The sequence below is a fragment of the Mycobacterium sp. VKM Ac-1816D genome, from assembly GCF_000416385.1.
GTDB classification, from domain to species: Bacteria; Actinomycetota; Actinomycetes; order Mycobacteriales; family Mycobacteriaceae; genus Mycobacterium; species Mycobacterium neoaurum_A.
Map to the genome: position 1 here is coordinate 124,994 of NZ_AOHQ01000130.1, position 20,046 is coordinate 145,039.

General features: G+C 63.9%; 20 protein-coding genes. 12 read left to right on the forward strand and 8 right to left on the reverse strand.

The window, feature by feature from the left end:
• Positions 1–136: 136 nt before the first annotated feature.
• Both G154_RS09390 and G154_RS09395 read right to left on the reverse strand, forming a co-directional pair.
• A complete protein-coding gene (locus G154_RS09390; RefSeq protein ID WP_023985107.1) occupies positions 137–1,006 on the reverse strand; it encodes a DUF1707 domain-containing protein in 870 nt (289 codons plus the stop codon).
• A gap of 16 nt (positions 1,007–1,022) precedes the next feature.
• Positions 1,023–1,910 (reverse strand): DUF1707 domain-containing protein, encoded by an 888-nt coding sequence (locus G154_RS09395; protein ID WP_019512175.1) that lies wholly within the window; start codon positions 1,908–1,910, stop codon positions 1,023–1,025.
• An 81-nt stretch (positions 1,911–1,991) separates the two neighbouring features.
• Between G154_RS09395 and G154_RS09400 the strand changes: the two genes are divergently transcribed.
• The 3 genes from G154_RS09400 (at position 1,992) to G154_RS09410 (ending at position 6,545) form a co-directional block, all read left to right on the forward strand.
• Positions 1,992–2,426, forward strand: coding sequence for a DUF5318 family protein (locus tag G154_RS09400; protein WP_023985108.1), 435 nt, complete (start codon positions 1,992–1,994; stop codon positions 2,424–2,426).
• Positions 2,427–2,568: 142 nt separating this feature from the next.
• Positions 2,569–4,905 carry a transglycosylase domain-containing protein gene (locus tag G154_RS09405; protein ID WP_045546631.1) on the forward strand — a complete coding sequence of 779 codons (2,337 nt, stop codon included), beginning with the start codon at positions 2,569–2,571 and terminating at the stop codon, positions 4,903–4,905.
• Positions 4,906–4,916: 11 nt separating this feature from the next.
• Entirely contained in the window at positions 4,917–6,545 is a 1,629-nt protein-coding gene (locus tag G154_RS09410) for a glycosyltransferase family 87 protein (protein ID WP_019512178.1), read from the forward strand.
• 36 nt (positions 6,546–6,581) lie between these two features.
• Here G154_RS09410 and G154_RS26375 read toward each other — a convergent pair whose 3' ends face one another.
• Positions 6,582–8,735, reverse strand: coding sequence for a hypothetical protein (locus G154_RS26375; protein ID WP_131701340.1), 2,154 nt, complete (start codon positions 8,733–8,735; stop codon positions 6,582–6,584).
• A 208-nt stretch (positions 8,736–8,943) separates the two neighbouring features.
• Here G154_RS26375 and G154_RS27375 point away from each other — a divergent pair, with 208 nt between their 5' ends.
• The 7 genes from G154_RS27375 to G154_RS25480 all read left to right on the forward strand — a co-directional run bounded on the left by G154_RS27375 (position 8,944) and on the right by G154_RS25480 (position 14,448).
• Positions 8,944–9,240: a DUF732 domain-containing protein gene (locus tag G154_RS27375; protein WP_353647188.1), complete on the forward strand. Its 297-nt coding sequence runs from the start codon at positions 8,944–8,946 to the stop codon at positions 9,238–9,240.
• A gap of 163 nt (positions 9,241–9,403) precedes the next feature.
• On the forward strand, positions 9,404–9,694 hold the full coding sequence (rpsF, locus tag G154_RS09415) for a 30S ribosomal protein S6 (protein ID WP_018603055.1): 291 nt from the start codon (positions 9,404–9,406) through the stop codon (positions 9,692–9,694).
• A 100-nt stretch (positions 9,695–9,794) separates the two neighbouring features.
• Positions 9,795–10,313, forward strand: a complete 519-nt coding sequence (locus G154_RS09420) for a single-stranded DNA-binding protein (protein WP_019512179.1) — start codon at positions 9,795–9,797, stop codon at positions 10,311–10,313.
• Between the two features lie 35 nt (positions 10,314–10,348).
• On the forward strand, positions 10,349–10,612 hold the full coding sequence (gene rpsR / locus G154_RS09425) for a 30S ribosomal protein S18 (protein ID WP_019512180.1): 264 nt from the start codon (positions 10,349–10,351) through the stop codon (positions 10,610–10,612).
• 14 nt (positions 10,613–10,626) lie between these two features.
• Positions 10,627–11,082 carry a 50S ribosomal protein L9 gene (gene rplI / locus G154_RS09430; protein ID WP_019512181.1) on the forward strand — a complete coding sequence of 152 codons (456 nt, stop codon included), beginning with the start codon at positions 10,627–10,629 and terminating at the stop codon, positions 11,080–11,082.
• Positions 11,083–11,544: 462 nt separating this feature from the next.
• On the forward strand, positions 11,545–13,941 hold the full coding sequence (gene dnaB, locus G154_RS09435; protein ID WP_031601258.1) for a replicative DNA helicase: 2,397 nt from the start codon (positions 11,545–11,547) through the stop codon (positions 13,939–13,941).
• A 66-nt stretch (positions 13,942–14,007) separates the two neighbouring features.
• The gene (locus tag G154_RS25480; RefSeq protein WP_019512183.1) at positions 14,008–14,448 is read left to right on the forward strand and encodes a pyridoxamine 5'-phosphate oxidase family protein; all 441 of its coding nucleotides are present in this window, start codon (positions 14,008–14,010) and stop codon (positions 14,446–14,448) included.
• A 220-nt stretch (positions 14,449–14,668) separates the two neighbouring features.
• Here G154_RS25480 and G154_RS09445 read toward each other — a convergent pair whose 3' ends face one another.
• Both G154_RS09445 and G154_RS09450 read right to left on the reverse strand, forming a co-directional pair.
• Positions 14,669–15,298 carry a DUF1345 domain-containing protein gene (locus G154_RS09445; protein ID WP_019512184.1) on the reverse strand — a complete coding sequence of 210 codons (630 nt, stop codon included), beginning with the start codon at positions 15,296–15,298 and terminating at the stop codon, positions 14,669–14,671.
• Between the two features lie 297 nt (positions 15,299–15,595).
• Positions 15,596–16,084, reverse strand: a complete 489-nt coding sequence (locus G154_RS09450) for a nuclear transport factor 2 family protein (RefSeq protein ID WP_235215540.1) — start codon at positions 16,082–16,084, stop codon at positions 15,596–15,598.
• Between the two features lie 99 nt (positions 16,085–16,183).
• Between G154_RS09450 and G154_RS09455 the strand changes: the two genes are divergently transcribed.
• The gene (locus G154_RS09455; RefSeq protein ID WP_019512186.1) at positions 16,184–16,777 is read left to right on the forward strand and encodes a TetR/AcrR family transcriptional regulator; all 594 of its coding nucleotides are present in this window, start codon (positions 16,184–16,186) and stop codon (positions 16,775–16,777) included.
• A gap of 31 nt (positions 16,778–16,808) precedes the next feature.
• Here the strand turns inward: G154_RS09455 and G154_RS09460 are convergent, their stop codons facing one another.
• Both G154_RS09460 and G154_RS09465 read right to left on the reverse strand, forming a co-directional pair.
• Entirely contained in the window at positions 16,809–17,168 is a 360-nt protein-coding gene (locus G154_RS09460; protein ID WP_023985112.1) for a hypothetical protein, read from the reverse strand.
• Positions 17,169–17,428: 260 nt separating this feature from the next.
• Positions 17,429–18,580, reverse strand: coding sequence for a benzoate/H(+) symporter BenE family transporter (locus tag G154_RS09465; RefSeq protein ID WP_081649969.1), 1,152 nt, complete (start codon positions 18,578–18,580; stop codon positions 17,429–17,431).
• Between the two features lie 87 nt (positions 18,581–18,667).
• Here G154_RS09465 and G154_RS09470 point away from each other — a divergent pair, with 87 nt between their 5' ends.
• Positions 18,668–19,201: a helix-turn-helix domain-containing protein gene (locus G154_RS09470; protein WP_023985114.1), complete on the forward strand. Its 534-nt coding sequence runs from the start codon at positions 18,668–18,670 to the stop codon at positions 19,199–19,201.
• Between the two features lie 101 nt (positions 19,202–19,302).
• Here G154_RS09470 and G154_RS09475 read toward each other — a convergent pair whose 3' ends face one another.
• Complete coding sequence (locus G154_RS09475; protein WP_019512190.1) at positions 19,303–20,028, reverse strand: TetR/AcrR family transcriptional regulator; 726 nt, start codon at positions 20,026–20,028, stop codon at positions 19,303–19,305.
• Positions 20,029–20,046: the final 18 nt, after the last annotated feature.

The window sequence follows — 20,046 nt, forward strand, 5'->3', positions numbered from 1 at the left end:
CCGACCGCTACGACGGATCGACACCTCGGCGAAGTGTATCGCGCCGATATAACCAACGCCACTGGGACATGACGATGACGCGATCGCCGGGGATCGGCTGGGTGTCCTGCGGGTTAATTACCCGGCGCCGCGGGGCCTAGGAACTCGGGTAGTTGATGCGCTTGACGGTGGCATCGCCGTTGAACTCGATGTACCCGCTGTTACCGAAGTTCGGTGTGACGTAGATGCTGATCTCGATGCTCTCCGGCGGCGCCGTCATATCGGTGTTGGGACCGATGCTGACATGGAGGGACTTCACCTCGGCCGGATCGATGCCGAGGGTCTGCGGGGCGCCGCGGATGAGGCCGACGAACTTCGGTACGTCGAACGCCGCCAGGTCCACCACCCGCGCGTCGCTGCCGGTGCTGGTCTCGGACGGGTCATCCCACCCGCCGCGGTAGCTGTAGCTGAGCACCCTGCGTGGTTCGTTGGGATCGGGGCGTTCCAGCGACGCGTAGTCGTCGAAGATCGTCAGGTCGTAGCCGTTGGTGTCGCCGAACTTCTGACGCATCTGTTCGAAGAGCCCGTTGAGCCCACCGAGTGACTGCAGCTGGCGCGGCGCGGTCAGCACCGTCGCGGGGATGCCGTCGGCCTTCGCGCCGGGGTCGGTCTGGAAACTGAACGGCGACGAGGTGTTCCCGTACAGCCCCCAGCCCACCGCGATGCCGAAGATCACCAGTACCGCCGCGGCCGCGGCGCGGATACCCCAGCCCCCTCCTGCACCCATCGCCCGAGCGGTCCGTTCGGGTTTCAGGTCGGGCAGTTTCACCGGTGAGCTACCGGTCTGCAGATCGCTCACCAACGATTGCAGCTCGCCGAGGGTCGCGGCGGTGGTGGCGGCGGCCACCCGCTGGCGGTGTTCCTCCATGGACAGCTGTCCCTCGGCCATCGCAGTGTCGAGCACCTTGCAGGTGTCGTCACGGTCGGAGTCCCTGGCCCGGGTTCCCGCAGTCTGTCGTGTTGGCACCAGAGGATCGTAGAACTCAGCTGGGCTTTTCGACACGGAGCACGGTGCCTGCCGGGTCGAGGTAGATATAGCCGTTGGTGCCGCCGTCGGTCGACACCCGGATCAGCAGCTCCAGGGCGCCGGGGCCGCCGTCGGGCCCGCTGACGTGGTCGACGTCGAGGTAGGTGTCCAGCACATCGGCGGGGGCGATCCCCAGCGTCGCCGGGGCGGCGTTCCACGCGGCGATCGCGGCGGGGACGTCGAAGGCCGCCAGATCCGTCAGATCGTCGCCATCTGAACGCGCTCTGCTCGACGGTTCGCCCCAACCGCCCTGAAATGTGTAGAGCAGCCGTTTCTCACCGGTGGGGTCGGGAACCGCCAGGTACGCCCGGCCCGGATTGAAGGCCAGCTCGTAGCCCATGGTGCTACCGAACCGTGTGCGGATCTCCTCCAGCAGTCCGGTCATGCCCTCGACGGTGTTCATGTACCGCGGCAGGTTCAGCACCAGTGGGGGCGGCTCGTCGACGGCCGGCACGGCACCGGTGGTCACCGGCGGAGGGATCAGCACTTCGGGGGCGGCGGCCTGGGGATGGTCCTCGGGCGGGGTGTCGTCGCGGGAACCGGAGAACATCAGCGCGCCGAGCACGCCCAGTCCGACAACGGCGGCAGCGCCGGCGATGACGAGGTTCCTGGTCCGGTGCGGTCGCTCGCGTTCCTGCTCGGCGCGGGGCCCGGCATTGTGTTGCAGGTCAGCGGTCAGCTCATCGAGCTCTCCGAGGGTGGTGGCAGCCATGGCGTCCTTGATGCGTTGCTGGTGCTCGACCATGGAGAGCTGGCCTTCGCTGTGTGCTGCATCGAGCAGCGCGCAGGTGGCATCGCGGTCGCTGTCCTTCGCGCGTGTTCGCCCTGTGATTCGTGCCGCCACGACAAGAGATCGTAGGAGTTCGGCCGCGCTTGCGCTGCCGTCGCGCCTCGGTAGCCAGGGGGCCGACGTACTCTGGTGATCGTGCGATTGCAGCGACAGGTGGTGGATTACGCCCTGCGGCGTCGATCCCTGCTGGCCGAGGTGTACTCCGGGCGTACCGGTGTCACCGAGGTGTGCGACGCCAACCCCTATCTTCTGCGGGCCGCCAAGTACCACGGCAAGCAAAGCTCGGTGACGTGCCCGATATGCCGGAAGGAACAGCTGACGCTGGTGTCATGGGTGTTCGGTGAGCACCTTGGTGCGGTATCGGGTTCGGCACGCAACGCCGAGGAATTGGTCCTGCTCGCGACACGCTTCGACGAGTTCGCGGTTCACGTGGTGGAGGTTTGCCGCACTTGCAGTTGGAATCATCTGGTGAAGTCATACGTGCTCGGTTCGCCGCGGCCCAAGGATGGGACGCAGCGGCCGAAGGGCACTCGGACGGCGCGCTCCGGCGCGCGTACGGCCAGTGAATAGCGAAGGGCGCCACAGCAATCCGACGGGCGGTGCTGATTCTGGGCGCCCCGTCGGTGCCGGCCGCCCCCCGAATCCGACTCCGCCCGATGCGCGGCGTCAGCCGCCCGAACCCCAGCACGCCCGCCCGCGCGCAGGCGGCGGCATTCCCGATGATCGTAAAACTGCGCTGATCCCCCCGGTGCGCGCGGACGTGGCCCCGCACCTGCGGGATCCGATCGATGTCGTCAAGGCCGCACTCGACGGTGCCCCGCCGCGCAAGCCGCCACCTCCGGCCGGTCCCGGCGGGCCGTCTGGTCCGTCCGGACACCGAGGCCCCGGCGCGCGCCGCTTCCAGTGGAAATGGGTGCGCCGGGCGGTCTATGCCGCGTTGGTGGTCTTCCTGGTGCTGCCCGCGGTGACCTTCGGGATGGCGTACATGATCGTCGAGGTTCCCAAGCCCGGCGACATCCGGACGGCGCAGGTGTCGACCATTCTGGCCAGCGACGGTAGCGAGATCGCCAAGATCGTTCCGCCGGAAGGCAACCGGGTGGACGTGAAGATCGACCAGATCCCGGTCCACGTCCGTGACGCGGTGATGGCAGCCGAGGATCGCGACTTCTACTCCAACCCCGGTTTCTCGTTCACCGGTTTTGCGCGCGCCTTCCTGAACAACCTGTTCGGCGGTGGCGGCGGTCTGCAGGGTGGTTCGACGATCACTCAGCAGTACGTCAAGAACGCTCTGGTCGGCGACGAACGCTCGGGTGTCAGCGGCCTGGTCCGCAAGGCCAAGGAGCTGGTCATCTCGACGAAGATGGCGGGCGAGTGGTCCAAGGACCAGGTGCTCGAGTCCTACCTCAACATCATCTATTTCGGACGTGGCGCTTACGGCGTCTCGGCGGCCGCCCAGGCCTATTTCGGCAAGCCTGTCGAACAGCTCAACGTGGCCGAGGGTGCGCTGCTCGCGGCGCTCATCCAGCGGCCTTCGACCCTGGATCCGGCCGTGGATCCCGAGGGTGCCGCCTCCCGGTGGAACTGGGTCCTCGACGGCATGGTCGAGATCGGCGCGCTGTCGCAGGCCGATCGCAATGCCCAGGTCTTCCCGCCGACGGTGCCACCGGATTTCGCCAGCCAGGCCAACCAGACCACCGGGCCCAACGGGCTGATCGAGCGCCAGGTCACCAAGGAACTGCTCGACCTGTTCGATATCAACGAGCAGACCCTGAACACCGAGGGTCTGAAGATCACCACCACGATCGACCCAGAGGCGCAGAAGGCCGCCGAGGAGGCGGTCACCAAAACGCTGGACGGTCAGGACCCCGACATGCGGTCGGCGGTCGTGTCCATCGACCCGAAGACCGGCGGAGTGAAGGCCTACTACGGTGGTTCGGATGCCAACGGCTTCGACTTCGCGCAGGCCGGCCTGCCCACCGGATCGTCGTTCAAGGTGTTCGCCCTGGTCGCCGCGCTGGAACAGGGCATCGGGTTGGGCTACAACATCGACAGCTCGCCGCTGGAACTCAACGGCATCAAGATCACCAACGTCGAGGGCGGCGGTTGCGGTAACTGCAATATCGCCGAGGCGCTCAAGCGGTCGCTGAACACCAGCTACTACCGCCTGATGCTCAAGCTGCAGAACGGTCCGCAGGATGTGGCCGATGCCGCGCACCAGGCCGGTATCGCCGAGAGCTTCCCCGGTGTCGACCACACCCTCAGCGAGGACGGCCAGGGCGGACCGCCCAACAACGGCGTCGTCCTGGGCCAGTACCAGAGCCGCGTCATCGACATGGCCTCGGCATACGCCACGCTGGCCGCCTCCGGGGTCTACCACCGGCCGCACTTCGTGCAGAAGGTCGAGGACTCCTCGGGCAATGTGCTCTTCGATGCGTCCCAGCAAGGCGACGATGGTGAGCAGCGCATCCCGGCCGACGTCGCCGACAACGTGACCGCCGCCATGCAGCCGATCGCCGCGTACTCCAACGGCCACAACCTCGCCGGTGGCCGCGCGTCGGCGGCCAAGACCGGGACCAACCAGCTCGGCGACACCGGTGCCAACCGGGACGCCTGGATGGTCGGTTACACCCCGTCGCTGTCCACCGCCGTCTGGGTCGGCACCACCGGCGGGGACAAGCCGCTGGTGAACCAGTGGGGTGGGCCGGTCTACGGATCGGGTCTGCCGTCCGACATCTGGAAGGCGACCATGGACGGTGCGCTCGAAGGCACCGACAACGAGACCTTCCCGAAGCCCACCGAGATCGGCGGGTATGCCGGACCGCCCGTGGCCGCGCCGGCCCCGCCGCCGCCCCCGGACACCCCGGTCCCGCCGCTGCCGTCGGAGACGGTGATCCAGCCGACGCTGGAGATCGCGCCCGGCCTGACGATCCCGTGGGGACCGCCGACCACCGTGCCGATCGGCCCGCCGCCGCCCGGTGATCCCAACGCTCCCGCGCCGCCGCCCGGTCAGCCACTGCCCCCGGGACCGCCGGGCGCACCGCCCCCGTGACGGCTGGGGACGTGACGCCAGAGCCGGCCGGGACCGTATCGCCAGCACCGCTGGCAGAAGATCTGCGCAGCGCCGACAATCGCGACCTGCCCAGCCGCAACGACGTCCTCGCCGGTGCGCTGTCGGGGACCGTCGGCGGTCCCGTCGGCAGGCACGCGCTGATCGGGCGGACGCGATTTCTCACCCCGCTGCGCGTGATGCTGCTGATCGCGCTGGTGTTCCTGGCACTCGGCTATTCGACGAAGGCCGCCTGCCTGCAGTCCACCGACACCGGGACCGCCGCGCAGCGGGTCGCCAACTGGGAGAACCAGCGCGCCTACTACGAGCTGTGCTATTCCGACACCGTCCCGCTCTACACCGCAGAGCTGTTGAACCAGGGCAAGTTTCCCTACAAGTCGAGCTGGATAGAGAAGGACAGCGACGGTAAGCCGCACGTCGTCTACGACGGCAGCGAGCCCGTCCGGTACATGGAGTATCCGGTGCTCACCGGGATCTATCAGTACCTCTCGATGACGTTGGCCAAGACCTATTCGGCGTTGACGACGGTGGTCTCGGTGCCTCTGGTCGCCGAAGTGGTGATGTTCTTCAACATCTCGGCCTTCGGGCTGGCACTGGCCTGGCTGGTGACGGTGTGGGCGACGGCGATGTTGGCCGGTCGCCGTATCTGGGATGCCGCGTTGGTGGCCGGCTCCCCGTTGTTGATCTTCCAGATCTTCACCAACTTCGACGCGCTCGCGGTGGCGTGCGCGACGGCCGCGATGCTGGCGTGGGCGCGGCGAAAACCGGTGTTGGCCGGTGTCCTGATCGGTGTGGGTGTGGCGCTGAAGCTGTATCCGGCGTTCCTGCTCGGTCCCCTGCTGGTGCTGTGCCTGCGGACCGGGCGGATGCGCGAGTTCGCCAAGACCGCGGGTGCCGCGGTGCTGACCTGGGCACTGGTCAACCTGCCTGTGCTGCTGCTCTTTCCGCGCGGATGGTCGGAGTTCTACCGGCTCAACTCGCGTCGCGGTGACGATATGGACTCCATCTACAACGTGGTGAAGTCCTTCACCGGCTGGCAGGGGTTCGACCCGGGCCTCGGGTTCTGGGAGCCCCCGACGGTCACCAACACCGTCTCGGCCGTGCTGTTCCTGGTGTGCTGCGCCGCCATTGCCTACCTGGCGCTGACCGCTGCGCGCCGCCCACGGTTCGCCCAGCTGGCCTTCCTGGTGGTGGCGGCCTTCCTGTTGACCAACAAGGTCTGGAGTCCGCAGTTCTCGCTGTGGCTGGTGCCGCTGGCGGTCCTGGCACTGCCGCATCGACGAATCCTGTTGGCGTGGATGACCATCGACGCGCTGGTGTGGGTGCCGCGGATGCTCTATCTGTACGGCGAACAGAATCGCGGCCTGCCCGAGCAGTGGTTCACCACCACGGTGCTGCTGCGCGATATCGCGGTGGTGGCACTGGTGGTCCTGGTGGTGCGTCAGATCCGCCGCCCGGAATCCGATCTGGTGCGCCGCCACGGTGTCGACGACCCGTCCGGTGGCGTGTTCGACCGGGCACCCGATGACCCGCCGCGCTGGCTGCCGTCGTGGCTGCGGCCCGAACCGTCTCCGTCCATACCCGCGCCGCGTATCCGAACTTCGACTGACACGGCCCTGTGACTAGCGTTGACGCTGCACGTGCTACCGAGTCTCAAGCTAAGCATCCCGCGGGGTCTGCATCGTTAGTCCGTTTGTTCCGATCTGACAAACTCTTCGTACGGCGGACGTCGCGAAGAATTCATCGATATCATTGCGCAACGTATACTCGGACCAGTATTCACCGTGCCGGCGCAGTTCTCGTCCATTCTCCTCCGGTATGTCCCGGTCAACCGCTGGACCCCCCGGCGGATTTGTCAACGGTTCGATCGAGGAACCTATCGGATCAGTAGCACGCCAATAATTGCGCCACTCATTTCCGCTGTATGTCATTTGTCGGGTCTTTCGAAAGAACTCGTCGTCGAAGAATCGTGGAAAGAACTTCCGGTACAGAGTTTCTAGCGGTGACCCGCATGTAAATAGGGCGATCCGATCTGAGGGGGCGGTAGGGTTGACATCGAAAGTCCTTTTCTTAACATTGCGCCGATCATTTTGACCCTCTGAATGCTGGTCGAACCAGTGTCCGCCGCGCACGAACCAGGCACAAATAACGGATCCTTGGCTGTGACCCACTAGCGCTATCGGCTTATCGGGCTCCTCGATACACGACTTTGCGATGGCCTGTCGTAATCCAGATATTAGGTCGCTCCGGTACGATGTGCCTGCGAGAGGGTGTACGTCTGGCGCCCAAAAACCGGCCACGTCTGCGATGTATCCAAAAACGATCCGAAATCGCTTAGCGAGACGTTTCGGTTGGCGCGCAATTAGCAATAGAAAGGCGACCACGCCCAGCACCTGAAGCCATAGTATGGTGCCATCGATCAAACCAGTGTTGCTTCGACCGAATGCCCAGTACATAGCTAGCCACGCTGCAACTGTAAACACAAGGGCGGTCAATATGGGGCTCGCTAGATTTTTCGGTATCCAAATAACCGCATCGTGTAAACGACGGGCGTGCTCCTCATCAGTCACCCGTCCTGACGATCCCTTAAAAAAGCCAGAACGATGCCTGATCCAGGCTATCGCTACAGCCAGCCCAAAAATCAATGACATAATCGCGCCGAAAATTGGGATTAAATCTATCGGCAATGCGTGATAACGGGCAACAGATTGAAGATCGTCAGCTTGTGGCAACAGAACCAGCCCGATCGAATCGGACGAACCAAGTCCCTTATGCTCCGGCAACTCCGAAAGCGTGTACCAAGGTGCTAGACGAGACAAGGTGTCTACAGCTAGGCGTAGGAGTGATCCGATCGAATGAATCAAAACTATCGACACTGGGAGAAGTAGGGCTGCCCCACAGAGCGGAATAACTGAGGTGGAAGCGGACTTCACATCGGAAGACTCTGGATGGTCGTCGGCCTTGATGCGGATTATCAGCGCAATGCTAGAAATGGCAATCGATATAGTCAGTACAACCGTTACTGACGCGACTACGAGCATAAGCATCGCGTCTAGATGGTTGGGAGTACCCCTATTTACGAGCCTTCCAATCCAGGTGTCATTCCAGCTGGAGGGTTTATCGTGCAGGATGCCGATCATGGCAACTAGGGCGAGTAAATTAAGAATACCCCATCCGCTTGCGCCGCGGTCGACACCAATCCGGCCGAAGGCGAATCGAAAAATGATGCCGGCAATCAAAATCCCCGGACCAGCTGCTTGTAACAAGACTCCTGTAAGCCGGTCGTCATCTGTGGTTACCCCCCGCCAGAACGTCTCAATTATTACAGTCAACCACGCCGCCATTGAAATCGTTAAGCAGATGCCAGACACGCCTATTGCGAAGCGCATGATGAATGCGCGCCATCGCCATCGCTGATCATCGACCGGCTCCATATATCCAGCAACGTTCAGCAGCGTGAAAGGAAACGCTATGTACCAGCCAAGGTGGCGTGAAAACTTTCTATTTGCTCTGCTCCAGTTCAGTAGCCGTAATCTATGTTCGGGCAGAGATGGAACTTGTCCGATCCAGACGCGGCTCGCAACCAACTCAATATAGTCAGGGCGTCCGAGCGCGCTGTATGTATCGTGATCTCCTATGCCGTGAACTCGCAATTCAAGACCCGGAGAACTAGACACAGACTCTTGTAGAGGCTGGCACAGTGCAAATTGGCCCAATTGGCGACCGCCGTTCTTCTGGTAGTCGGAATCGGTGATGACTGGACTCAGTTCACTGTTCGCGGTTTGGTCGCGGCCCCGACCGGTGGATGTCATGGGCGACGGACAGTCCGGCTCAAAAACTGGATTCGGCAAATTTTCCCTCCGCAAGTAATCGTTAATGTGCCAATTATGTTCACTCGACACTACGGTCGATTACTGTAAGGGCATTTGCGCGAGTCTGCGTCGTGTAACGGACGAACCGGCGGCGGCGAATTCGATACAAGATGTAATTAGCGATCTATGAGGAGCAACAGTGACCAGAATGGGCCGCGGAGCGTTAGTCGCTGGCACAGCGTTGGCGTTACTTGCGCTGCAACTGAGCCCGCATGTTGCCTTTCCGGCGAGAGCCGAGCTGGGCGACTATCTGTACGACCTTACGAACGCTGGCATTGGAGGTCCACAACCCCAGCTTGAGTCATTGGGCAGAACGGCGTGTGATCAGGCGCACGCGGGTGTTACACGTGACGACTCCGTAGCTTTGATCCAGCGCGATACCAAGTTGGTCCCAGAAGACGCTGCATTTCTGTACGACTCGGCAATGCACTTCCTTTGTCCCTGAGGCAATTTCTGGTGCTTCGCACCTCGATGCGCCGACGCTGACTGGTCGCTAATTTCGCAGATCACGGCCCGTTCCTGTACCTTGGAGCGGTTGCCGACGCAGGCGACCCTCCTGCCACGGACACGCCGTGGCCGCAACGACCATAGGAGGTGATGGGTTCCTTATGCGTCCATACGAAATCATGGTCATCCTCGACCCCACTCTCGACGAGCGCACCGTAGCTCCCTCGCTGGAGACGTTCCTGAACGTCATCCGCAAGGACGGCGGCAGCGTCGACAAGGTTGATATCTGGGGCCGCCGCCGGCTGGCCTACGAGATCGCCAAGCATGCCGAGGGCATTTATGCGGTGGTCGATGTCAAGGCCGAGCCCGCGACCGTTTCTGAGCTGGATCGCCAGCTCAACCTGAACGAGTCCGTGCTGCGCACCAAGGTGATGCGGACCGACAAGCACTAGTCCGTGCGACACCGTGTGCACGTCGGTGCAGTTCCGTAGGCTCGCCTCCGACTGCTCTCGTACACATACTCCGCTTTGACTAGACGCCCAGGAGGACCTCGTGGCTGGTGACACTGTCATCACTGTTATCGGAAACCTGACTGCCGATCCGGAACTGCGTTTCACGCCGTCCGGTGCCGCCGTCGCGAACTTCACCGTGGCTTCCACGCCGCGGACGTTCGACCGCCAGACCAATGAGTGGAAGGACGGCGAAGCGCTGTTCCTCCGCTGCAACATCTGGCGTGAGGCTGCCGAGAACGTTGCCGAGAGCCTCACCCGCGGATCGCGGGTCATCGTGTCGGGTCGGCTCAAGCAGCGGTCCTTCGAAACCCGTGAGGGTGAGAAGCGCACCGTCGTCGAGCTCGAGGTCGACGAGATCGGTCCCTCGCTGCGCTACGCCACGGCCAAGGTCAACAAGGCCAGCCGCGGTGGTGGCGGCGGCGGTGGATTCGGCGGCGGAAACAGCGGTGGTGCGCCACGCGGCGGCGGCGGTTCCGATCAGCAGCCCAAGGACGACCCGTGGGGCAGTGCTCCCGCGGCCGGTTCCTACAGCGGCGCTGACGACGAACCGCCCTTCTGACAACGATTTACATCATTTGAGAAAGAGATAGATCCATGGCCAAGTCCAGCAACAAGCGGCGGCCGGCACCCGAGAAGCCGGTCAAGACCCGCAAGTGCGTGTTCTGCTCCAAGAAGGGCAAGAACCAGAACATCGATTACAAGGACACCGCGCTGCTGCGCACCTACATCAGCGAGCGCGGCAAGATCCGTGCCCGCCGGGTGACCGGCAACTGCGTGCAGCACCAGCGCGATGTCGCTGTTGCCGTCAAGAATGCCCGCGAGGTGGCTCTGCTGCCGTTCGGTTCGTCGACGCGGTAGGGGAGAGACACACCATGAAGCTCATTCTCACCGCTGAGGTCGAGCACCTCGGAATCGCCGGCGACGCCGTCGAGGTCAAGGACGGCTACGGCCGCAACTACCTGCTGCCGCGCGGCCTGGCCATCGTTGCCAGCCGTGGTGCCGAGCGCCAGGCGGAGGAAATCCGTCGCGCCCGCGAGATCAAGGAAGTTCGCGGCGTCGAGCACGCCAACGAATTGAAGATCGCCCTCGAGGGTCTGGGTGCCGTCACCCTGCCCGTGAAGGCCTCCGCCGACACCGGCAAGCTGTTCGGTTCGGTCACCCCGGCTTCGGTCGTCGCCGCGATCAAGAAGGCCGGCGGCCCGAACCTGGACAAGCGCACCGTCGAGCTGCCCAAGGCCCACATCAAGGCCACCGGGACCCACCAGATCGGTGTCAAGTTGCACCCCGGCGTCACCGCCGCGGTTCAGCTCGACGTCACCGCTGGATAGCTCAACCAGTCACCCGACGCCCGGGTGGGAAGCCTTCGCTTCCCACCCGGGCGTCGTCGTGCACGCCAGCGAACGATTTCCGAGATTCTGAACACAGCAACATCTTTTGCTGTTAACCTCGCCGGCTCCTGGACGTTATCCAACACGCCCGAGCGGGCAACCCGGCGAGACACGCCGGGCCATTTGATCTCCACAGCTGTGAACACCTGAAAGTCGGCTTTCACCAGCGCGTTCGGCAAGTTTGAATCGGATCATCCACAGGTTCTCCCCAGCCCGTCAACACCGTCCACCTGAGCTGTGCACACGCCATCCACAGGGCTATCAACAGGACCGAATTGCACCGGCCAGAGCAAAGCCATATGTTGTCCGTCGCAGGCTCGTCGGCGCGTTGTCGGGGGGCCGATGTAGCGTGTTGATCGAACACATTTGCGATAGATCTGCTAGTAGAGGTGGGGGCGCTTCGTGGCGGTCGTAGACGACTTCAGTCACTCCGGTCGGCAGTCTGATCTCGACGAGCCGCCCCGTGAGGACTTCGGCCGTCAGCCCCCGCAGGACATGGCGGCCGAGCAGGCCGTCCTCGGCGGCATGCTGCTGTCCAAGGACGCCATTGCCGACGTCCTGGAGAAGATGAAGTCCGCCGACTTCTACCGTCCCGCGCACCAGGACATCGCCGATGTCATCCTCGATCTCTACGACCGCGGAGAGCCGGCCGACGCGGTGACCGTCGCCGCAGAGCTGGACCGGCGCGGACAGCTGCGCCGCATCGGCGGAGCCCCGTATCTGCACACCCTGATCTCGACGGTGCCGACCGCCGCCAACGCCGGCTTCTACGCCACCATCGTGGCCGAGAAGGCGCTCCTGCGGCGTCTGGTGGAGGCCGGCACCCGGGTGGTGCAGTACGGCTATGCGGGCGCCGACGGCGCCGATGTGGCCGATGTGGTGGACCGGGCCCAGGCCGAGATTTACGACGTCACCGAGAACCGGAACCAGTCCGAGGATTTCGTGGCGCTGGAGGATCTGCTCCAGCCGACGATGGACGAGATCGATGCCATCGCGTCCTCGGGCGGTATGTCGCGCGGTGTGCCTACCGGCTTCATCGATCTGGACGAGATCACCAACGGCCTGCACGGCGGGCAGATGATCATCATCGCGGCCCGCCCTGGTGTAGGTAAGGCGCTGGCGTTGGACACCCCGTTGCCGACGCCGACCGGCTGGACGACGATGGGCGAGGTCGCCGTCGGGGACTTCCTCATCGGGGACGACGGCTTGCCGACGCGGGTTGTCGCGGCGACGGAGGTGATGGTCGGCCGCCCCTGCTACGAGGTCGAGTTCTCCGACGGAACGGTCATCGTGGCCGATGAGCAGCATCAGTGGCTGACGGACACGCGTGCCTCGCGCAAGTCCGCACAGGCGGCCGCGACCGGTTACAACCGGTACAAGAATCAGCGCACGTTCGCCGAAGTACGTACCACCGAAGAGATCTCCCGGACACTGCGTTGCGCGACGAAGGACCGGCGGCTCAATCATTCGGTGTCCAATGCTAAGCCTTTGGTGGCCGCTGATGCCGACCTGCTGGTTCCGCCGTACACGCTCGGCGCCTGGCTCGGCGAGGGCACCAGCGCGGCCGCGCAGATAACCACCGCAGATCCCGAAATTCTCATGCGGATCGAGGGTGAAGGTGTCGCCGTAGGGTCCTTCGAGGCTCGCTTGCGGACCATCGGAGTTCTGGGCGACAAGCACATTCCGATGCACTATCTGCGGGCGTCGGAGAGCCAGCGACGCGCTTTGCTGGCCGGGCTTCTGGACACCGACGGCACGGTGACGAAGGGCGGTTCGGTCCAGTTCAGCGTCACCAGCCGCCGGTTGGCCGCTGATGTCGAAGAGCTGATCGTCAGCCTCGGCTACCGCTGCCAGCTGTCGACGAAGCGGGTGGCCGGGCGCAGCCAGGAAACCTCGACCGCATACACATTGACGTTCTCGACCGACGACATCGTCTTCGGCCTTGAGCGAAAAGCACTGCTGCACAAGGATCGCCGTGCGAACAGTGGATCGGCGCGCCGTTCGTCGCGGTTCATCGTCGACGTTCGTCCGGTCGACTCGGTGCCCGTTCGGTGCGTGGAGGTCGACAACGGCAGCCACATGTACCTCGCGAGCCGATCGATGGTGCCCACGCACAATTCCACGCTCGGCCTGGACTTCATGCGGTCCTGCTCGATCAAGAACCAGCTCGCCAGCGTGATCTTCTCGCTGGAAATGAGCAAGTCCGAGATCGTCATGCGCCTGCTGTCGGCCGAAGCCAACATCAAGCTCGGCGATATGCGATCAGGCCGAATGAATGATGACGACTGGACGCGGTTGGCGCGGCGCATGAGTGAGATCAGCGAGGCGCCGCTCTACATCGACGATTCGCCGAACCTGACCATGATGGAGATCCGCGCGAAGGCTCGTCGGCTGAAGAAGAAGGCCGATCTTCAGCTGATCGTCGTGGACTACCTACAGCTGATGAGCTCGGGCAAGAAGTACGACTCACGCCAGCAGGAGGTGTCGGATTTCTCCCGAAGTCTCAAGCTGATGGCCAAGGAACTGCACGTGCCGGTGGTCGCGATCAGTCAGCTCAACCGTGGTCCCGAGCAGCGCACCGATAAGCGCCCGCAGGTCTCCGATCTTCGTGAGTCCGGCTCGCTGGAGCAGGACGCCGATATGGTGATGCTGCTGCACCGCCCCGACGCCTTCGACCGCGAAGACCCGCGTGGCGGTGAGGCCGACATTATCCTCGGTAAGCACCGTAACGGCCCGACCGCAAATATCACTGTGGCGCACCAGCTTCACCTGTCGCGCTTCACGAACATGGCGAGGTAGCGACAGGGGCTTGCCTGAGCCGACGACAGTGAGGGGACTGCCGCCGCCCCAGAGTAACCTCGTCACATGCCGCGCAAACTCACTGACGACGAAATCGAGGCGCTTCTCGACAGCCGTCCAGGCTGGGCGATCCTGACGACCATCGACAAGGACGGATTCCCGCACACCGTGCCGCTGGGATACTTCCGAATGGGCGGCGATGTCGTCATGGGTGTGCGAGATGGCACGCGCAAGGTGGCCAATATAGAGCGCAACCCGGCCGTAAGCGTCATGCTCGAAGACGGCTCCACCATGGCGGATATCCGCGGCGTGATGTTCCAAGGTCACGCACGTATCGTTCGGGAAGCCGCTGAAACGCTCGAGCTTGCACGGCACGGTGCCCGGTCACGCGGCGTCCCGGAGTCCGATTGGCCCACCGCGCCGAGGCCGGGTGCCACCTACATCTACGTGACCCCTGTGCGAACCCTGTCGTGGCACTACGGCGACTCGGGGTCGGACGACCAATAGCCTCGGCGGACCTCCACGTCCGCCGCAGGCATCTTCACCTCAGGGCAGCCCGTCCGGTCCCACGCCATCAGATCGGCAGCAGCGCCGTAGGCGAACAAGAGGACGTCCATCACCGCAGCGTCTGGGTCCTTCGCCCGGCGTGCGAACTAGTACGGCAACAGGAACTGCAACAGACCGGCGTACTTGGACACCCGCGGGAGTCTCTCCGGCATGTGTTCGGTCATCCGACAAGGTTGATGACGAGATTGATTGTGCACGCGATGATTACGGTCCCGTAGATATAGCTGAAAAGGCAATGTCTAAGGACTTCGGCCCGGATGGCGGATGCGGTGACGGCTGTATCGGACACTTGGTAGGTCATCCCGAGGTTGAACGAGAAGTAGTAGAAATCCACGTAGCGCGGAAGCACCTGCGCATTGAAGTCGATGCCGCCTGGCTCACCCTGGTAGTAGATGCGGGCGTAGCGCGCCGTGTACATGGTGTGGAGCAGCGCCCACGTCGCGAAGATCGCCACCAGGGACAAACCCGCATAGGAGACCCTGTCCCGGTCGTTGGCGGACGCCAGCAATATTCCGATTGCCGCAAGGCTTGCGGCGAGTACGAGCAGCATCACGAGATCGCCGATCTCGTCGTCGACATCCGCTTCGCTCGCATGCACGCGGGTGCGTTCCGGATCCATCGGCCACAGCACGCTGACTGCCCATACGACGTAGATCGTCGCGGTGGCGATGACCACCACGAGCAGGCCGACCGGCCAGCGGTCTGACAGCAACCATGTGACCGCGCCGGTGGCAATGCCTGCCGCCACACTGATCCAGAATCTGCTCGCTCCCGAAAGCCCGGTCCTCACGACACTTATGTTCCCGCAGAATCGGCGATTTCGCGGGAGGCCCGCATCAGCGCAGTCCGGTGATTACTTGGGAGGCGGACAGCACAGACCCTGGCCACGCTCGATGAGATAAGCCATGGCGCCGCCGGTGCGAGACGACGGACTGCTGTCTGATCAGCGGGTCGGGACATGTCATCTTGCAGCCACACCCGACTTGCTACCAAAGAGCTCGATGCCCCTCCGTAGAGCTGCTTTGCAGGCGCCCTCGTCGAGAGCTCCGTGGCACCTGTCGAGATGCCGGGGCGCGAGACGCAAAAGTCACAGTCCCAGTTCAGACAGGCTCGGATGATCTGCCGGCCGTGGCGCGTTCATGTCCCAGAAGAACTTGCGTTCTCCTTCGGTGATCGGCACGTCGTTGATGCTGGCGTGCCGGTGTGTCATCAGGCCGTGCTCGTTGTACAACCAATTCTCGTTGCCGTAGGCGCGGAACCATTGGCCCGAATTGTCGTGATACTCGTATGCGAAACGGACCGCAATGCGGTCTTCGCTGTGCGCCCACAGTTCCTTGATGAGTCGATACTCGTGTTCGCGGTGCCACTTGTCGCTCAAGAATTCGATGATCTGCGCACGGCCTGTCACGAACGCTGATCGATTGCGCCAGACGCTATCAGCCGAGTAGCCCTGCGCTACGCGCTGAGGATCGCGGCTGTTCCAGGCGTCTTCAGCAAGCCTGGCCTTCAGCGCGGCTGTTTGGTCAGTGAACGGCGGAACCGGGGGCTTGACATCGATCTCGGAAGGCATGTTCATCGTCGTTGTCTTTCTTTCGTGGAGCCAGACCGTGTAGACAGATCTGTCTACACGGTCAATACGCTAGCGCATGTAGACAGAGCTGTCTACAATGATGATGTGAACGTCGCCCAGAATCTGGATCCGCATGTCGACGTCCCGAGCCTCCCGGCCCGGGAACGGATACTGGCCACGGCGTACCGGCTCTTCTACCGCGAGGGAATTCGAGCGACGGGCATCGACAAGGTGATAGCCCAAGCTGGTGTCACCAAGGTGACCTTCTACCGTCACTTTCCCAGTAAGGACGCACTGATCCTGGCGTTCCTGGAATTGCGGCACCGACGCTGGATGGACTGGTTTGTCGACGCACTCGATCGCCACGCTGCCCGCAGTCGTCGTCGCCCGGCCGTGGTATCGGCGATCGAAGAATGGCTGACCGCGGACTCGTTTCGTGGTTGTGCGTTCATCAACAGTGTCAACGAGATCGGTGCCGAACTGCCCGAGGTCCACGCCATCACCGCTCGGCACAAAGCCGATATGGTTGCGGCCATCAAGGCGACACTTCCGCCCGGTGTGAGCCGAACACGCACGGCACAAGCACTCGGCCTGGCGATCGATGGCGCCATTGTGCATGCGCAGTATCAGCGCGACGCCACATCCGCGGTGAAAGCACTCGCCACGATCGCGTCAACGCTGCTGACCACAAGCGGATGACGCACCGGTTGACCGGACCGCGCGGATGCGCCTACGCCTCACCCAAACTCGGCCGGTATTCTGCCGCCTCGGTCTCAGCAGCGAGCAACGCACCCAACTCGCCCTGCTGCTGGGCAACGAACACACCGATGACCTGCCGGCACACCTCCGGCACGCTGACCCCGCGCAACCCAGCAATACGTGTCAACCCGACCAGCATGGACGTCGACACGTGGAACTGCACGGCGAACTGACCGCACGAACCGTCCTCGGGCGGTAGCCCCGGACCGACGACCACCGGATCATCTGATCCGAATTGGTCAACTTCAGCACTGCGTGCCCTCTCAACGGCCCCGCCGCCAACAACGCCCTCGCCCGGGTCCGGGAACACCTCATGGCTGAACAACCCCATTGCGTCCACGCTAGACGTTGAAGAGTGCCGAAGCCGGCAAGTGCATGGGTGCGGCTGGCAAGAGATCTATTTCTGCCGAGACAAGTCCTGTGATTCGCCTCGATGTTCTGAAGCGAGACAGCTGGCTGTCTAGGGCCTCGCATACCTGATATCACCGGGATCGGGACCGTCCACTTGAACGACGTTTCTTCTCTAAACAGATTGCGGTGGAACGGGTCAGCGGCAACCCACCGCTGGCCGAAGTGTTCGTGCACCCCCGATCACGTGCGTCTCGGAACGGTCGACCTGAAAATCCGGTGGGCGATCACGCCCACCAGGAGGGCCCAGAACGCGGAACCAATTCCTGCGACCGTCGTTCCCGAGGCCGCGACGACGAGCGTCACCGCGGCCGGGAGGCGGGCAGATTCGTCGGCCATGGCGCCCGCGCAGGCGCCGGCGAACGCCCCGAGCAGCGCGACCCCGGCGACCGCTTGCACAAGGCCGGCCGGGGCCGCGAGCACGGCCAATGTCAATCCCGTCGAGGCGACGCCGAGTGCGCAATACACAGCACCGGTGGTGACTGCAGCAATCCAGCGGCGCCGAGGGTTGGGGTCGGCATCCGGCGCCGCGGCCAGTGCGGCACTGATGGCCGCGAGGTTGACGGCGTGACCGCCGAACGGAGCCGCTACCAGCGACGCGATCGCGGTGACCGTGAGCGTCGGGCGCCAGGGGACTTGGTAGCCGAACCCCTTCATGACCGCGACGCCGGGGATGTTCTGCGCGGCCATGGTGACGATGTACAGCGGCAGCGCGATGCCGGTGACGGCGGCCACGGTGAGGCTGGGTGTGGTCACCTCGAGGTGCGGTATCCACGCCGATGCTGGGGGCACCGATTGTTCTCTCACGAGCGTCGCGGCGAGCACGAGGAGGGCCACGCCGAATGCCGCCGGTACCGCCCAGCGGGGCCGGATCGCCGCCGCGATCAACCACACCACCAGCACAGGCGCAATCACGACCGGATCGTCGGCCAGGGCGGTCACCGGAGCAATACACAGCGGCAGCAGCACCCCCGCCAGCATCGCCTGCGCCACCGAGTGTGGGATGCGGGCGACCACACGAGCAAGCATTGGCCAGAGCCCGGTCGCGAGGAGAAGGACTGCGGTGACGAGGAACGCGCCGACGGCAGCGGGCCATCCGCCGGCCGCCGCGCCGGTGCTGATGAGCAGCGCGGCGCCCGGTGTCGACCACGCGCTGGTGATGGGCATTCTGAACTTCCACGCCAAGAGAACGGAGGACAGCCCCATCGCCAGGCTCAACGCCGTCAGACCCGACGCTGCCTGGTCTGAATTCGCCCCTGCTGCATGCAGTCCCGCAAGGACTACGGCAAACGAGGATGTGAACCCGACGAGCGCGCACACCACCCCGGCGGACACCGGCACTGCTTTCGAAACGTTCTGGTCCACCCACCCAACCTCGTTCTGTTTACGGAACGTTCTGTGCGTAGAACGTACCGTAGTGGAATGACTGCGGGAGACATCGGCCGCCAACTACGGGACCTACGGGCTGAGCGCGGCCTCAGTCTCTCTGAACTGGCGCGACGTGCCGGAGTGGGGAAGGGCTCGCTGTCCGAGATCGAAGCCGGCAAGCGCAATCCCACGATCGAGACCCTCTACGCCCTGTGTGCACCTCTCGATGTACCCCTGACCGCACTGGTCGGCGAGGTTCCCGGCGTCCATTCGGCCGCCGCCGGTGGAATGCGCGCGGTCCTGCTGTCGGTGCGGAACTTGGCGAGGGCCACCGTCGAGGTTTTTCGCCTGGAGTTTCCTGCGGGTGCCGACCACGTCTCGCCGCCGCACGGTGTGGGTTCCCGGGAACACCTCACCGTGGTCGCCGGACGGGTGCTCGTCGGACCGATTGGTGAGGAAACTCTGATCGAGGAGGGGCAAGCCCTCAGTTGGTCGAGCGATCGACGCCATCGGTATGCCGCCATCGACGGTGCGGCCGAGGCCGTCGTCGTCATCACCACATCGGTCGACGGTCGGTCGCGGGAGTAATTGGCGTTACCCGGTTGCGGTGGCGGAGGGCCGACAAGGCGGCAAGCAAAACCCCTACTGCTCAGTGACTTTCATACTGCCGGTCAACGCGGCGACACGCATCAATCGGTTGAACGAGCGGGCGCGTCGGGGTTCATGAGCGCAGGCCACCCGGCGGGTGAATCGCGGAGAGCTGAGATATCCGGAAGCTCCTTCTGGCAGAGCGTTCGGGCCTGTTTGGGCGTCATACCGAGCGTTCGCAGCAGGCGTTCGGTCACGGCATCGACGGTCTCCGCCGTCTCCCGTTCGGGTCGATCCCGCAGCAGCGTGGCCAAGCCGACGAACATGCCTCCGGCGATGGCGAGGCCCAACTCAGGGTCGACTATCGTGAAACGGCCCTGGTCGACGGCTGCGGTGATGTCACGGAGCGCGCGAGGCGACAGTCCACGATTCGACAGGATCAACGAGTCGCCGTGCGAGAGTAGTAATGCTGCTTCTTGGGGGCGGTAGCGAAACAGTCGGCCGCTCAACCTGTAATTGGCCGCGAAGGCCTCGGCGGGGTCGGAGATGGAACCGGTGAAAACGTCGAGCAGGGCGCCGAGATCGTCAAGAGCATCGGCCAATGCCGCGTCGAAGAGCTCTTCCTTTGTGGCGAAGTGGTTGTAGAACGACCCCATGCCCACATCCGCCGCCTGGGTGATCTCCAGGATCGGAACGCTCGTCTTTCCCTGGGCGATGAAGCCCTGTGCCGCACGTATCAATGCGCGACGGGTACGCAGTTTGCGCCGCTCCAGGCGGCTGACCGGCGTACCCGCAGCTGCGGCGATACCGCGCTCGGGCAGATCCATGGCGCGATGATAGCAGCG

Coding starts and splice junctions, on each gene's coding strand:
- G154_RS09475 (WP_019512190.1), bottom strand. CDS start 20,028: ATGGATCTGCCCGAGCGCGGTATCGCCGCAGCTGCGGGTACGCCGGTC.
- G154_RS09450 (WP_235215540.1), bottom strand. CDS start 16,084: ATGAACATGCCTTCCGAGATCGATGTCAAGCCCCCGGTTCCGCCGTTC.
- rpsR (WP_019512180.1), top strand. CDS start 10,349: ATGGCCAAGTCCAGCAACAAGCGGCGGCCGGCACCCGAGAAGCCGGTC.
- G154_RS27375 (WP_353647188.1), top strand. CDS start 8,944: ATGGGCCGCGGAGCGTTAGTCGCTGGCACAGCGTTGGCGTTACTTGCG.
- rpsF (WP_018603055.1), top strand. CDS start 9,404: ATGCGTCCATACGAAATCATGGTCATCCTCGACCCCACTCTCGACGAG.
- G154_RS25480 (WP_019512183.1), top strand. CDS start 14,008: ATGCCGCGCAAACTCACTGACGACGAAATCGAGGCGCTTCTCGACAGC.
- G154_RS26375 (WP_131701340.1), bottom strand. CDS start 8,735: ATGACATCCACCGGTCGGGGCCGCGACCAAACCGCGAACAGTGAACTG.
- G154_RS09470 (WP_023985114.1), top strand. CDS start 18,668: ATGACTGCGGGAGACATCGGCCGCCAACTACGGGACCTACGGGCTGAG.
- G154_RS09460 (WP_023985112.1), bottom strand. CDS start 17,168: ATGGGGTTGTTCAGCCATGAGGTGTTCCCGGACCCGGGCGAGGGCGTT.
- rplI (WP_019512181.1), top strand. CDS start 10,627: ATGAAGCTCATTCTCACCGCTGAGGTCGAGCACCTCGGAATCGCCGGC.